Below are 14,131 nucleotides of genomic sequence, written 5' to 3'. Positions count from 1 at the left end.
GATCGTGCAGCGCGCAGCCGAGGGCGTGAGCCAACTGGCCGTGCTGGTGGGAGAATCATCGTCGGGCAAGACTCGGGCTTGTTGGGAAGCCGTGCAGGCGCTCCCGGGAAAGTGGCGGCTATGGCACCCCTTCGCCCCCAGCCGGCCCGAAGCCGCCCTGCGTGACCTGGGCCACGTCCGCCCCTGCACCGTCGTGTGGCTCAACGAGATCCAGCACTGCCTGCTGACGGCAACCAAGACACTCGGTGAGCGCGTCGCCGCAGGACTGCACTTGCTCATGCACGACCCCGAGCGGGCTCCCGTGCTGGTGCTCGGAACAGCCTGGCCCGAACACTGGGCCACCATCACAACCCCGCCCAGAGTCAAGGAAACGGACCAGCACCCCCAGGCCCGTGCCCTACTCACCGCCACAGGCACAGCCATCGTCGTGCCTGACCGATTCAGTGAAGCTGACCTGCGGTCTCTGCAAACAGCGGCGTACAACGACCCGCGCTTGGCCTACGCCGCCCAGCATGCAGAGCAAGGGCACATCACTCAATACCTGGCCGGTGCACCAGCCCTAATCGACCGCTACCGGACCGGCCCTCCGGGCGCGAAGGCACTGATTGAAGCAGCCATGGACGCACGTCGTCTCGGGCACGGCCCAGCCCTGCCCCTCACTCTGCTCGAGGCCGCCGCCGACGGCTACCTCACCAACCACCAGCGCGACCTGCTGAGCGACGACTGGTTGGAACGTGCCCTCGCCTACGCCGCCGCTCCTCTATATGGCATCCGCGGCGCGCTCACGCCTATCCGCCCTGTCGGCGCTCAACCAGCCCTTGCCCACCCCCACTATCTGCTCGCCGACTACCTTGAGAATTACGGCCGCACCGTCCGTGGCAGCACCCCGGCCCCCGCTTCTCTGTGGACAGCCCTCACCGACCACGCCAGCCGCACCGACCTCCCCACACTCGCCAGGTCTGCTAGTGACCGTGGTCTGATGAAGCTGGCCGTTCAACTCTGGACCGTAGCCGCAGCCGCCGGTGACTCAACGGCATGCCTCCGGGTGGCGAAAACCCTGATAGAGGCAAGCCGCGAAGAGGAAGCACTGCCGTGGTTCCAACGCGCCTGCGAGCTGTACTCCGAGGCGCCCGAAATGGGTCGCCCCGGGCTGCTGTATTGGGTGTGGAACCGGCTGGTGCACGCTGGATATCCTCAAGTTCCATGGGTCGATGACACCGTGTGGAAAAGGAGCGTCGCGGCGAACGGCGGTGAGCTGATTTTGCCGGCAACCGTCGGCCAACTCCAGGAAGTAAGGGGGACGGAGGAGGCGCTTTCCTGGCTACGCGACGCCGGTGAGACAGGCAACACCTACGCAACCCGCACCGCCGTGGAAATGCTCATCCAAGCCGGCCGCACCTCCGAAGCCCTCAGATGGATTCAGCATGCCGCCGAAAGCGGGCATCCTGAAGCGGCATCCGAGGCGAGCTTCGCTGGCGCCGAGGTACTGAAGGAAGCTGGTCGCATCGACGAAGCCCTCACCTGGTACCAGCGCGCCGCCGATGGCGACCACCAAGTATGCGCATTGGAGGCTGCGTACAAGGCGGCCGAGATGCTGAAGGAAGCTGGTCGCATCGACGAAGCCCTCACCTGGTATCAACGCGTGGCGACCACTACTGGGCTACCCCAGTGGCTTCGCGACATGTCCGCCGGAGCGGCCGGCGCGGCGGCGGACATGATGCAAGAGGCAGGCCGTCCAGAAGACATGCCCGTCTGGTTGTGGCAGCGTGCCGAGGCCGGCGACATCTACACCATGATCACGCTTACCACAGCGCTGGAGGAGGCGGGCAGGAACGATGAACTGATTGCCTGGTTGCGGAACCGCGCGGAAAGCGGAGACCCACTGGCCATGTATACGATGGCTCGCGGTTCTATCTTTGGCCATGCCGAGCAAGCCGAAATCTGGATTGACCGCGCCATTGCATACCTGCAGAGCGTAGACGGTGAGCACTCCTTGCGTCAGAGGTTCAAGGAGTGGGGCGGTGACGAATTTTCGGACGGGTTTACGGCACTAGACCTGGCGGTTGAGCTTCTGGAAGAAAGCGGCCGCGCCGACGAAGCTGACGCCTGGATCCGGGACCGCGCCGAAGCAGGCGACCCTATCGCTGCCAAGAAATTGGCCTCGAGGCTGAGGGTAGCGGGGAAAGCCGCCAAAGCGCTTGCCTGGTATCAGCACGCTGCGGAAGCCGGTGACCACTCCGCGGTGACCGACATAGCCGACACTTTGGGGGAGATGGGCCGCATTGAAGAGGCCATACGCTGGTACCAGCGCGCCGCAGAAAGACAACAACACTCCCTGGCCACCCACGAAGTCGCCGCGCTACTCGAGAAAGAGGGTCGCCTCCACGAGGCGAGGCGATTCAAACAGTACGGGTTAGCACCCGACGGCTCGCTTTCCAAACAGTGGGAGGTGCTGCCACCCCGGTAGGACGGGCCTTCCCCCAAGGCCGGGGAGTTAGCCTGTTTGTGGTGGTGGCAAGGGGGTTGAGGTCCAGGCAGTGGCTGCGTAGAGGCCGGGCGCGAGTTTGTGGATGAGCCCGGTGTCGGCCCATCGGGAGAGCTGCCGATACATGATGTGCGGGGTGATGTCGCCGAAGTGGGCGGCGATCTCCGCGGGTCTCCATAGGCGCGTCGGGTCGTCCTGCAGCAGGGCGAGAGTCCGGTGTCGTCGGCGCTGGGCTGGGGCGGTGTAGCGGTCGTCGCGGGAGGCCGTGGGCAAAGGCGGCTGTTCGGGGCCGGGTTCGAGGACGGTGACGGTGAGGTCGGTGATGGTGCGGCTGTGATCGGGACGGCCGTCGTCGCGTCGCTCGCTGTAGCGGGGCATCGGGGACTTGACCTTGCGGGTGGGTGATGGCGATATTTGAAAATCCCCACCCGGTGCTCACGGGTTGGACGGACCTGCTGAGTTGATTCCCCACCCGCCAGGACGAGGTAGCAGCCGTTCAACGAGCTTCTGGCCGTGAACGCGGGCGCTGCGCCGGACGGCGGTCGGCGAGGGGCTCACCACTGGGTGATAAGCGGCGTGTCCGGTTCGTGCTGCCTCCAGTCTTCGGTGAGGCGGATGAGACGGGCGGGGGCGGCGATGCCGCGCACCGTTGCGATCTTGCCTCCTGCGATGTCGAACGTCACGGCGCCGATGACCCGGTCGCCGATCACGAAGAGGATGGCGGGGGCGCGGTTGACGAGTGCGTAGTGGACGGCGGGCGTGCCGCCGGCGAGTCGCCGTTTCGCGGGTGTGGGTTTGAAGCCGGCCCGTGCGACGGCGGCGATGCGCTGCGCGGTGTCGAACTGCAGCAGCTTCTCGGTCAGGCCGGCGCCGTCGGAGATCGCAGTGGCGTCGTCGGTGAGCAGCGCGACCAGCCGTTCGGTGCGGCCCGAGGAGGCGGCGGCGAGGAACTCCTCGACGATCCTGCGGGCGGCTGCTGGATCGAATTCCTCTTCGCCGCCGCGGCGCGCACCGGTGATGCGGCGTCGGGCCCGGTGGAGGTGCTGCTGGCTTGCGGACTCGGTGAGGTTGAGGATCTCGGCGATCTCGGCGTGACTGTGGGAGAACGCTTCGCGCAGGACGTAGACGGCCCGCTCGACGGGTGACAGGCGTTCCATGAGCGTCAGTACGGCGAGGGAGACCGATTCGCGCTGCTCGAAGGTGTCGGCCGGTCCGAGCATCGGGTCGCCGTCGAGGAGCGGTTCGGGCAGCCAGGCACCCGCGGTGCGTTCGCGGCGGGCCTGCGCCGAGCGGAGCCGGTCCAGGCAGAGGTTGGTGACGACCTTGGTCAGCCATGCTTCCGGCACCTTGATCCGCTGCCGGTCGGCGGCTTGCCAGTGCAGGAACGCGTCTTGCACGGCGTCCTCGGCATCGACGGCGGAGCCCAGCAGCCGGTACGCCAGCGAGGCCAGCCGGTTCCGGCTGGCCTCGAACTGGCTGATGTCGAAGCGATCGGTCGCGGTGTTGTCCACTCGGATCACCCTAGGCGGCTACGCGAGGCGTCTTGTCGGCGGACGCGTGCGGCGCAGCGGCCAGGCGGTGCTTGCGCTTGGGCAGGCCGAAGGTCGGGTGTGAGGTGGTCCACAGCGACATCTTGAGGATGGCCGCCTTGATCCACGCGGCCTTCTGGCCGCCCACGTACTTCGGCTTTGCCTGCCCTTCGTCGTCGACCATCTGCAGGATCCCGTCCCGCCGCCCGAGGCTGATGTGGTTGCCCAGGTACTCCAGCTTAGTGTTCGGGATCTTGCGGCCGGTCAGACGTCCCACGATCGCGGCCGTGGCCTGCATGCCGGTGTAGCCAGCCGAAGCGCAGGACATCGGCAGTGGGCGGCCGTTGTCACCGACGGCGTAGGCGCTGTCGCCGGCGGCGTAGACGTTCGGGTGCGAGAGGGACCGCATGGTGCGATCGACGACGATCCGACCGTTCTCGGTGACCTCCAGCCCGCCAGCGGCAGCGATGCGGCTGACCGCGAACCCGGCCGTCCACACGGTTGCGTCGGACGCCAGGGCGGTGCCGTCGGCGCATAGCACCCGCGCCGCCTCGACGGCTTCGACCTCGGTGTGCTCCAGGACGGTGATGCCCAGCCGATCGCAAGCCTGACGCAGGTGGCTGCGGGCTCCGACGGAGAGGGGGGCGCCCAGCTTGCCGCGGGCAACCAATGCCACCGACAGGCCGGGCCGCGTTTCGGCGATCTCAGTGGCGGTCTCGATGCCGGTCAACCCGTCGCCGACGACCAGCACACGCCCGCTTTCGCCCTGCCTGCCCAGGCTGTCCAGGCGCTCGCGCAGGCGCAACGCCGAGGGCCGGCTGGCGACGTCGAAACCGTGCTCAGCCGCGCCGGGGATACCGTGGTCGGCACTGTGGCTGCCAAGCGCGTAGACAAGCGTGTCGTAGCCCAGCTCGCCCTCGCCCTCGGCGTCGGCCACGGCGACGACCTGGCGCTCGGGGTCGACGGCGGTGACACGGGCCAGGCGCAGCCGAACCCCCGTGCCCGCGAAGACGTCGGCGAGCTGGGGAGCGTCGATCTCCCGGCCGGCCGCGAGCTGGTGCAGCCGCAGCCGCTGGACGAAGTCCGGCTCGGCGTTGACCACGGTGATCTCGGTGTCCGCCGGGGACAACCGGCGGGCCAGGGTCCCGGCCACGTAGGACCCGGCATAGCCGGCGCCGAGGACGACGATGCGGTGCTTCATGTCTCGCTCCTGTCGGTTGGCTTACTCCCGGCGACTTGAGCGGGACAGCCTCCCGATTGCTGACAGGAACCGCGTGTGACATGGGTCACGGACCGGGAGGAGCGATCCTCGGCCAGGGTCTCGGACCAAAAATCGTTAGTTCGGAGAACTCGCTGCACCGTGCCGTTGTCCGGCGATGGCGCGTCCCGAGCGCAACAGTGACGGGTGGGCGAGCAGGTCCCGATCGTGTACCCCTGGACCGCCCGGGCCGGCCTGGGACCCTCCTGAGACGGGCGACTCCAGGACTTCGTTTGCCACGTCAACCAAGTGGGGAGATTGATCGTGCCTGGGGAATTTCACGCATCCGCATCACCCGCGTGCGCCCGAGGCGTTTCAGCAGGCCGTGAGCGCCGACGCGATCGAGGCGATCTGCCGCCGGGCCTTCGGCACGCACACGAAGCTGCTCTCCGCCACCGAGCTCGGCACCGGGATGTACAACACCACCCTCAAAGTCGCTGTCGTCGGCCAGGAGCGACCGGTGATCCTGCGGATCGCCCCGGAGCCGGGCCGCCAGTTCACCTCGGAGCGGGCCTTGATGCGCAACGAGTACGCCAGCCTGCCCTACCTCGCGGCGCTCGCGCCCCTCATGCCCCGCCTCATCACGGTGGACTTCACCCACGAGCTCATCGGCCGCGACTACATGATGCAGACTCTGCTCGACGGCAGTCCCGCCACCGAGCACCTGCGCACCTACCCGCGGTCGACGTGGCCGGTGTACTACCGGCAGCGCGGCGAGATCACCCGCCGCGTCCATATGGTTTGCGGGCCGTCCTTCGGCCCGGTCGCCGCTCCCTCATACGGAACGTGGAGCGATGCGGTCGCCGCGTCCTTGGAGGACATCGCCGCCGACTCGGAGGGGGCGGGCCTCGACGCCGCTGACGCGCGCAAGGTCGTCGCGGCCGTACTCCGCCACCGAACCGTCCTGGATGAGATCACCGAACCGCGCTTGCTTGGCGGGGACTTGTGGGTCCCCAGCACGCTACTTGCTCGTGATGCGCCGGAGCCGACGATCACCGGCGTATACGACTTTGACCGGACGTGGTGGGGTGATCCGGCGGCCGACTGGACCATTCGCATGGTCACGGCCAAGTGCGACGAACGGACTGCGTTCTGGGACACGTACGGGCCCTTGGACCAGTCCGAGAACGCTCGATGGCGCCAGAAGATCTACGAAGCCCGGCATCTCGGCGCCATCCGCCTCGAACGGCATCGCCTCGGCAATCGGGAAGGGGTGCGTGCTAGCTACGACTCCATGGCGGACGTCCTCGCCGTCGTGGGCTGAAACATCTGGCCGATCAGCCACGCCTGCTGAGGGCTTCGGAGCGTGCGAGGGATGCCCGTGGCTGCCTGGGTGATGGTTAGTGCATGTGTCGCTGCCGCCGGGCCCTCGTCCGACTCACGCCGGGCGCATTCCGGTGAAGGCCCCTACCAGGCACCGACCGTCCTCAGCAGCACGTGGAGGTCGTGGGCGGCCTCGGCGGTGGCGAGCGTAGCGGCGGTCAGCATGGCTGCGATTGCCGCCGCGAGGGCGGGATGGCGCCCGAGCGGCGGCGCGAGGAGCGCGGCGACGCGACGGGGTACCGGCCCAGCGGTGGCAAGCGGGCCGCGGCGACCGAGGATACCGAGGGCGGCGCCCGCGGCGCGGGTGCGGGCCGGGGCGCGGTGGGCGGCGAGGGCGGCCTTGCCGACGGTGCGGGCGACGCGGGTGCGGTCGCCGGTGGCGGTGGCCGCATTCTCGTCGGCCCAGCGTTCGATGGTGTAGGTGACGGCCGCAGCGAGGGGACGCAGGAGCGGGTTGGCGGCGGCGCCGAGCTGGGCCACGGCGACGAAGGCGTAGTGGTGGCCGGTGAGGTGGGCGCGTTCGTGGGCGAGCAGGATGTCGTGCTCGCTCTCGTGCAGGGTGTGCAGCATGCCGGTGGAGACGACGACCCGGCCGGGCAGGCCAGGCAGCGCGTAGGAGTCGGGCGCTTCGTCCTCCATCACGACCAGGCCGTCGCGCGCGGGCATGCAGGCCGCGTCCAGCGCGGCGGTGGCCAGCGTGCGGGCACGACGCCAGAGCATGCGGGCGGCCGCGCACTTCCTCTCGCGCGGCGCCTGGAACCATGACCTGGCCCGCGACCGTCTCGCCGTCTGGGTCGCGGCCGAACTCACCGACAACGAAGCCGTGTTGATCGTCGACGAGACGGGTGACGAGAAGTCTTCCACCGACTGCGTGGGAGCCTGCCACCAGTACTCAGGCGCTCTTGGCGGGGTGGGCCTGTGCCAGGTCGCCGTCCATCTCACCTACGCCTCGCCGCGCGGTCACGCCCTGATCGACCGCGAGCTCTACCTGCCCGCCGCCTGGGCCGAAGACGAGGAGCGCAGGCTGCTGCGGCACGTGCCCGACGAGGTCACCTTCGCCACCAAGCCTCAACTGGCCGCCGCCACGCTGCACCGTGCCCGTCAACGCGGCCTTCCCGCCCGCTGGTTCACCGGCGACGAGGTCTACGGCAGCCTGGAGCTGCGCCGCACCGCCCGCACTCTGGGCTTCGACTACGCCCTGGCGGTCAAGGCCGACCATCGCGCGAGCACTGCCGTGGGCCGCTTCAGCGCCACTGAGCCGGCGGCGAAGGTGCCGGCCAGGGCCTGGATGCGACGACGTACGGGCAACGGCACCAACGGCGACCGCCACTACGACTGGGCCCTGATCGACGTCCTGGCCGACGCCCCCCGTGGACCGGGACGACGCCGGGCACGCGTTCCTCGTCATGCGCCGTCACCGTTATACCCGCGAACTGTCCTTCTACCGCTGCCACTCCGCCACCCCCGTCAGCCTCGCGGTCCTCGTGAACATCATCTGCACCCGCTGGAAGATCGAGGAGGACTTCCAAGGCGCGAAGGGCCTGCCCGGACTCGACCAGGGCCAGGTGACCTGCTGGACCTCCGATGCGCTGGAGCCTGATCAGCCTGTTCGCCGCCGCCGTCCTCGCCGTCACCCACGCTGCCACCCGCACCGTCGACGGAGCCGACCACGGCCTTCAACTCGCCCCGGCCAGCGGCCGCGAACTCCTGGCCGTCCTGCGGATCACCGCACTCCCCACGCCCCGCCGCGCCCTCGAGCACGCCCTGCACTGGTCTGCCTGGCGCCGTCACCACCGACACCAGGTCACTGAGGCCCACCGCCGATGGAACAACATCACCGCCGCGGCGGCCACGTGACCGAAACCCGTGAATCACGACTTACAGCTGCCGTGGCTGTTCGGCTCGAACGCCAGCGAGGCGGGCATGGTCCGTGTGTCCGGATGCGACCGTTGTGGTGGCCGGAAGGACCCGGCATGTCTATCGTCGGGGAAGCGGCGGAACACGAATGAACCGGACAGGGGCGGGAGCTGTGGCGGGCGGGTCACGGGGTGGGGGCGGTGCGTTGCGACACGTGGTGCTGTCCTTCGGCCTGCCGCTGGAGCGCACCGAGGACGGCGACTCACCGAGGCCGGGCCTTGATCCACTCGAGCATGCCCCGCGGCATGCCGCGAATGTCGCGCAGGCCTTCCGGGATTTCGGCTACACGTCGGTCGAGGCGCACGGCCCGAGCGAAGGCTCGCTCGGCCCGGACGCAAGCTTCCCCGCGCTGGTCGACTCGGCGCTGGCGGACGCGGACGTCGACGTGCTGGTCGTGCATGTCGTCGGGCACGGCGAGCTGGCCGGTGGCGGCAGCGAACAGCTGTACCTGCTTGATCGTGACGGCAGGCGCATCCGGCCTCCGGTGGGCGAGTGGATCGATCTGATCGAGGACCATCCGGACGAGCACCGGCCCATGACGTTGTTCATCCTGGACGTGTGCCACGCCGGTCAGGCCGCGGTGCTGTCGTGGCATGCGCGGATGGACACGGCGAAGCGGCGCGCGTGGGTCCTGGCCGCGACCGACCCCACCGACCGGGCGTACGACTACCGGCTGAGCCGAGCCCTGGTGAGCGTGCTGGCCGGTTACGCCTCCGGTCAGATCCGGTTCGACCCCTCCGTCCGGTACATCCCCGCGCCCGCCGTCTGGCGGGAGATCGGGCACGCGGTGGACCGCCTATGGCGGGAGGCCGACGCCCTGGAGCAGCGGGTCGGCACCAGCCTGGTGCCCTCGCACGCCGACTTATCCCACCTTCCGTTCTTCCCCAACCCTTCCTACGACCCCCTCAGCAGCCCGGTCGCCGGCTTGCCGCCGGAGATCGCCCGCCTCACGGACTGGGCCGACGTCGATCCCGAGCACTTCATGCGACGTGCCGGCGGCGGCGAACCCGTCGGCCGCGGCTGGGACAAGGGCTACTTCTCAGGCCGTGACGAGGAGTTGGACGAGCTGTCTGCCTGGCTCGACGATCCCGCTGCCGGACCGGGCCTGCGCGTGGTCACCGGCAAACCGGGTGCGGGGAAGTCCGCCCTGCTGGGCATCCTGGTCTGTGCCGCGCATCCCCTGCTGCGCGAGCACACCGAGCCGCTGTGGCGCGGGCTGGGCGAGCGGGCTCCTGGGCGCAACGAGCGGATCGCGGTGGTCCACGCCCGCCGTCTGGACCGTGGGCAGGTCGTCGACTCCCTTGGCCGCCAGCTGCGCGGGATGGGTGGCCGGGCCGACGCGGCCGCACCCGGGGAGAGGCACGGCGGCATGGACCCGAGCCCCGCTGACCTGCTGCTGGGCATGCTGCCCGGTGACGGCCCCCCGGTCACCGTGATCATCGACGCTCTCGACGAGGCGATCCGGCCCGAGGAGATCGCCAGCACCGTCCTGCTCCCTCTCGCCCAGCAGTCGCAGGCAGAGGGAATCCGGCTGCGGCTGTTGGTCGGCACGCGCGACGACCCCCGTTTCGCGGCACTGCAGGCCCTCGCCCGCGCTCAGGCCGGCCACACCGACCTGAGCGCGGCCAGCCCGGTCGCCGTCCGCCTGGGCCTCACCGACTACGTCAACCGGCTCCTGGCCACCGACGACAGCCCGTACTCCGACGGCACCCGGCGCCCGGCCCGCAACGCCCTCGCGCGGGCCATCGCCGAGCGCCTCACCGGCCGCGTCGACGACCGCCGGGGCGGGCTCGGGACCGACGACGCCCTCCAGTGGGGCGAGTTCCTGACCGCCGGGCTCTACGTCCACTACCTGCTGGCCGGCGAGGAGCCCCGAGCCACCGCCGAGGAGGCGGCCGCCCTGGGCCGGGCCGTGCCCCGCAGCCTGCCCGCTCTCCTCAAACTCGACCTGCGACGGCGTACCGTCAGTCCTTTCCTGCGCCCGGTGCTGACCGCTCTGGCCTTCGCGCAAGGGCGCGGCATGCCCGAGAGTGTCCTCGCCCACGCGGCGATGGCCTTCACCGCCACCGGCGGCGACCCGATCCCTTGGAAGCAGTTGCAGGAACTCCTGGACGGCGAGGCGCGCTTCTACCTGCGCCGGGAGGTCGACGAGGACGGCACCGCCCTCTACCGGCTCTTCCACGAGGGCCTCGCCGAATGGCTGCGGGACACCCCGGCCGACCGGCCGGCCCGCGAGGAGCGCCGCACCGGTCCGACCGGCAACGGCCTCCTCGCCCGCGCCGAGCGGCTGTACGAACGGTTGGCGGACTGTGTGGACCGCGACGTGGCGAGCCGCACGCGATGGGATCGGGCCGTTCCGTACCTGCTGCGGCACATAGCCCAACACGCCGTGGATGCCGGGAAGTTCGACGGCCTCGTCGGTGACGCCGAGTTCCTCGTCCACGCCGACCCGCGCTCGGTCGCCGATGCCGCGGGCCACGCCCGATCCGACCAGGCCCGGCTGGACGCCGCCGTGTACCGGGCTTCCTGGGGCGTGCACCACGCGCTGCCGGCCGGTGCCCGCCGCCAGCTCCTGGCCCTGGACGCGGCCCGCTTTGCCAACACGCGGTTGCAGGCCGACCTGCCGGGTGACGCCGACTGGCACGTCCGGTGGGCGACCGGCGGCCAGGTCTCACCGGCCCTGGTCCGCACCCTGCTGGTCCACGACGACGCGACGTACGCGGCAGCGGCGGTGGTGGCGGAGCTGGACGGCCGGCCGCACGTGATCGCCGGCTGCGACCTCGGGCCGGTGCGGGTGTGGGACGCCACCAGCGGCGCCCTCGTCCGGACCCTGCCCCACACCGGCGGTGTGCGGTCGATGGCGGTGGCGCAGCTGAACGGGCATCCCCACGTGGTCATCAGTAGTGGCAGATCGGTGGACGTGTGGGACCTGGTGACGGGTGGTCGCGCCCACCCTCTGGCCGGGCAGGGCGGATGGGTGGAGGCGGTGGCGGTGGTGGGGCTGGGGGGTCGCCCGCACCTGCTCGCCGGCGGTAAACAAGATCGGGGGCCGGCGCAGATTCGGATCTGGGACCTCGCCACCGGTGTCCGCACCCATGTCCTGACGGGCGACTGGGGCAAGGCCGCGGCGATGGCGGTCCTGGCGAACCGCGTGTACGCCATCGTCGAACTCGGCACCGGGAGAAGGGAGGTGCGGGTGTGGGACGCGGCCACCGGTGACCTGAACAATCCCCTGGCAGATCAGTCCGAGGAATTGGACGCGGTGGCGGTGACCGAACTGGACGGCCGCCCGCACGCCTTCACCGCGGGCTGGGACGGGCAGGTGCGGGTCTGGGACCTGACCACGGGCGCGTGCGTCCGCACCCTGACCGGCCACACCGGCCGAGTGCACAGGGCGGAGGGGGTGCACCTGGACGGCCGCCCGCACGCCTTCACCGCGGACTGGGACGGGCAGGTGCGGGTCTGGGACCTGACCACGGGCGCGTGCGTCCGCACCCTGACCGGCCACACCAGACGCCTGCACGGGGTGGCAGTGGTGCACCTGGGCGGCCGCCCGCACGCCGTCACCACGGACTGGAGCGGGCAGACCCGGATTTGGGACCTGGCCTCCGGCACTCCCAGCCGCGCCCTGGCCGGCCACACCAGTCAGGTGACGGCGATGGCAGTGACGGACCTCGACGGCCGCCCGCACGTCATCACCGGGGGCGACGAAGGGGATGGGTTGCTGCGGGTGTGGGACCTCGCCGCCGGCACCTGCGTCCGCTCCCTGCCCGGCCCCGACCGCAAGGTGTGTTCGATCGCTGTGACGGAACTGCAGGGCCGCCCACATGTGATCATCGGCTGCCAGGACAGCCGCGCGCCAGTGGTGGAGCTGAGCGCCGGCACCGTCAGCCGCACCCTCACCCCCAGCTGGGCCTTCTCGGTGGCGGCGACGTCGACGACGGTGGCGGGCCGCCCGCACGCGGTGCTCGGCACCTGGGGCCGGGAGGAAAGCGAAGGTCTGGTGGCAGTGTGGGACCTCACCACGGATGGCCGCCCCCGCACCGCCCTCATGGGCGACTACGGGATCCAGGCGATCGCGGTCGCCACACTGGAGGACCGCCCGCACGCTGTCACCGGCAGCTACGGGCGCGACCTCCGGATCTGGGACCTCACTCCCGACCGCCCCACCCACGTCCGGACCCTGACCGGCCACACCGGCTCGGTGTACGCGGTCGCGGTCACGGACCTGGCGGGTCGTCCCCACGCGGTCACCGGCAGCGAGGACGGATCGGCGCGGGTGTGGGACCTCGCCGCCGGCGCCTGTGTCCTCGTTCTCGACGGCCACACCGACGGGGTGCGGGCGGTGGCGATCGCCGAGTGGGAGGGGCGCACGTACGCGATCACCGGCAGCGACGACGCGTCCATACGGGTGTGGGACCTCGAAACCGGGTCCTGCCGCGCCGTCTTCCGCCTCCCCGACACCTGCGGAGCCGTCGCCGTCGGCGTTCACGGCACGGTCGCCGTCGGAGCCGGCAACGAGGTCGTCGTACTCAGCCTCACACGCTTGGTCAGCCTCACACCCCTGGGAGGGAGACCCCGTTGACCAGCACCAGTGCCCCAACTCTTCGCATCATCGCCGTTCATGGCATCGGCAACAGCTTCGGTGCCGGTCTGTCCCGCAGCCGCACCGAGGAGCTCCGCGCCCAGAAGGCCGCGCTGTGGGCACGGCACCTGAGCAACGGTCTCGGTGTCACCCCGGACCGGATCGATCTCGATTTCGCCTACTACGCGGACAAGCTGGCCACCGGCCCGGCCGCCCAGGGAGTGGGGAGCGACGACGTCTTGGACGATCCGCTGGCGCAGATGATGCTGGAGGAGTGGGCGCGGGAACTGGGGGCTCCCGACGAAGCCGCGCAGGGTCACGTGGCCATGCCGCTGCGGGCCTTGTCGTCGTGGGTGGCCCGCCGGTTCGACCTCGCGGAGGGGCCGCTACGGGTGTTCCTCCGCATGTGGTGCGGTGAGGTCGCCGCCTACCTGCGGGCCCACGACGCCCCGCAGCGACGTGCCGTGCGTGAGGAGGTCGCCGAGCGGCTCGCCCGCCATCGGCCGCGGATCGTCATCGCGCACTCCCTCGGCTCGGTCGTCGCCTACGAGGCCCTGCACGCCCACCCGGAACTGCGTCCCGAGCTGTTCCTCACCCTGGGCTCGCCACTCGCGCTTCCCCGCGTGGTCTTCGATCGGCTCGTACCCGCACCGCGGGCGGACGGCCGGACGCCGCGGGGAGCCGGCCTGCCCGGCCGGACGCGCTGGGTCAACATCGCCGATCCGGGCGACCCGGTGGCCGTCCCTCCCCTGCTCAGCAGATTCTTCGACGGCGTAGACCTCGACCACACCACCGTCATCAGCGGTCTGTTCCGCTTCCACCACGCCACAAACTACCTGCAGTCCGCAACGAGCGCCGCCACCATCGCCCCGTACCTGGTTATCTGACGGGTGCACCGAGGCGCGCGGTCTGCGTCCCTAGATGCCGGGCCCGCCACCGGCGTCGCCACGCTGCAGGATCAGCCGATGAACTTCCAGCCCGGCACCGCGCAGCAGTACAACGGGATGTCGTCGAGCACTTGAAGGCCGCCCGGC

At 70.4% G+C, this 14,131-nt stretch carries 10 protein-coding genes; 6 read left to right on the top strand and 4 right to left on the bottom strand.

Annotated features, from left to right (window positions below):
- The first annotated feature begins 4 nt into the window (after positions 1-4).
- A complete protein-coding gene (locus ABZ876_RS30500; RefSeq protein ID WP_361787980.1) occupies positions 5-2,467 on the top strand; it encodes a hypothetical protein in 2,463 nt (820 codons plus the stop codon).
- Positions 2,468-2,494: 27 nt separating this feature from the next.
- On the opposite strand, the gene ABZ876_RS30495 is transcribed toward ABZ876_RS30500, so the two are convergent.
- The 3 genes from ABZ876_RS30495 to ABZ876_RS30485 all read right to left on the bottom strand — a co-directional run bounded on the left by ABZ876_RS30495 (position 2,495) and on the right by ABZ876_RS30485 (position 5,215).
- Positions 2,495-2,863 carry a hypothetical protein gene (locus tag ABZ876_RS30495; protein WP_361787978.1) on the bottom strand — a complete coding sequence of 123 codons (369 nt, stop codon included), beginning with the start codon at positions 2,861-2,863 and terminating at the stop codon, positions 2,495-2,497.
- Positions 2,864-3,039: 176 nt separating this feature from the next.
- A complete protein-coding gene (locus tag ABZ876_RS30490; RefSeq protein WP_361787976.1) occupies positions 3,040-3,996 on the bottom strand; it encodes a sigma-70 family RNA polymerase sigma factor in 957 nt (318 codons plus the stop codon).
- A 10-nt stretch (positions 3,997-4,006) separates the two neighbouring features.
- Complete coding sequence (locus ABZ876_RS30485) at positions 4,007-5,215, bottom strand: FAD-dependent oxidoreductase (protein WP_361787974.1); 1,209 nt, start codon at positions 5,213-5,215, stop codon at positions 4,007-4,009.
- Between the two features lie 382 nt (positions 5,216-5,597).
- Here ABZ876_RS30485 and ABZ876_RS30480 point away from each other — a divergent pair, with 382 nt between their 5' ends.
- Positions 5,598-6,536, top strand: a complete 939-nt coding sequence (locus ABZ876_RS30480; protein WP_361787972.1) for an aminoglycoside phosphotransferase family protein — start codon at positions 5,598-5,600, stop codon at positions 6,534-6,536.
- 143 nt (positions 6,537-6,679) lie between these two features.
- On the opposite strand, the gene ABZ876_RS30475 is transcribed toward ABZ876_RS30480, so the two are convergent.
- Positions 6,680-7,315 (bottom strand): M56 family metallopeptidase, encoded by a 636-nt coding sequence (locus ABZ876_RS30475; protein WP_361787970.1) that lies wholly within the window; start codon positions 7,313-7,315, stop codon positions 6,680-6,682.
- On the opposite strand from ABZ876_RS30475, the gene ABZ876_RS30470 reads away from it, so the two are divergent.
- From ABZ876_RS30470 to ABZ876_RS30455, 4 genes are all read left to right on the top strand, one after another.
- A complete protein-coding gene (locus ABZ876_RS30470; RefSeq protein ID WP_361787968.1) occupies positions 7,293-8,195 on the top strand; it encodes an IS701 family transposase in 903 nt (300 codons plus the stop codon). The genes ABZ876_RS30475 and ABZ876_RS30470 overlap by 23 nt on opposite strands.
- Complete coding sequence (locus ABZ876_RS30465; RefSeq protein ID WP_361787966.1) at positions 8,180-8,452, top strand: hypothetical protein; 273 nt, start codon at positions 8,180-8,182, stop codon at positions 8,450-8,452. The genes ABZ876_RS30470 and ABZ876_RS30465 overlap by 16 nt, the downstream gene beginning before the upstream one ends.
- 214 nt (positions 8,453-8,666) lie before the next feature.
- Positions 8,667-13,097: a WD40 repeat domain-containing protein gene (locus tag ABZ876_RS30460; RefSeq protein WP_361788076.1), complete on the top strand. Its 4,431-nt coding sequence runs from the start codon at positions 8,667-8,669 to the stop codon at positions 13,095-13,097.
- Positions 13,094-13,984, top strand: a complete 891-nt coding sequence (locus tag ABZ876_RS30455) for a hypothetical protein (protein ID WP_361787964.1) — start codon at positions 13,094-13,096, stop codon at positions 13,982-13,984. Before ABZ876_RS30460 ends, ABZ876_RS30455 begins: the two co-directional genes overlap by 4 nt.
- Positions 13,985-14,131: the final 147 nt, after the last annotated feature.

It is taken from the genome of Streptomyces sp. NPDC046931, assembly GCF_040644655.1.
Taxonomy (GTDB): Bacteria; Actinomycetota; Actinomycetes; order Streptomycetales; family Streptomycetaceae; genus Streptomyces.
This window is presented reverse-complemented; position numbering and strand designations above follow the sequence as displayed.

What these genes read in the sequence shown, in the direction of transcription:
- ABZ876_RS30495 (WP_361787978.1), bottom strand. Translation starts at nt 2,863, where the DNA reads ATGCCCCGCTACAGCGAGCGACGCGACGACGGCCGTCCCGATCACAGC.
- ABZ876_RS30485 (WP_361787974.1), bottom strand. Translation starts at nt 5,215, where the DNA reads ATGAAGCACCGCATCGTCGTCCTCGGCGCCGGCTATGCCGGGTCCTAC.
- ABZ876_RS30475 (WP_361787970.1), bottom strand. Translation starts at nt 7,315, where the DNA reads ATGCTCTGGCGTCGTGCCCGCACGCTGGCCACCGCCGCGCTGGACGCG.
- ABZ876_RS30465 (WP_361787966.1), top strand. Translation starts at nt 8,180, where the DNA reads ATGCGCTGGAGCCTGATCAGCCTGTTCGCCGCCGCCGTCCTCGCCGTC.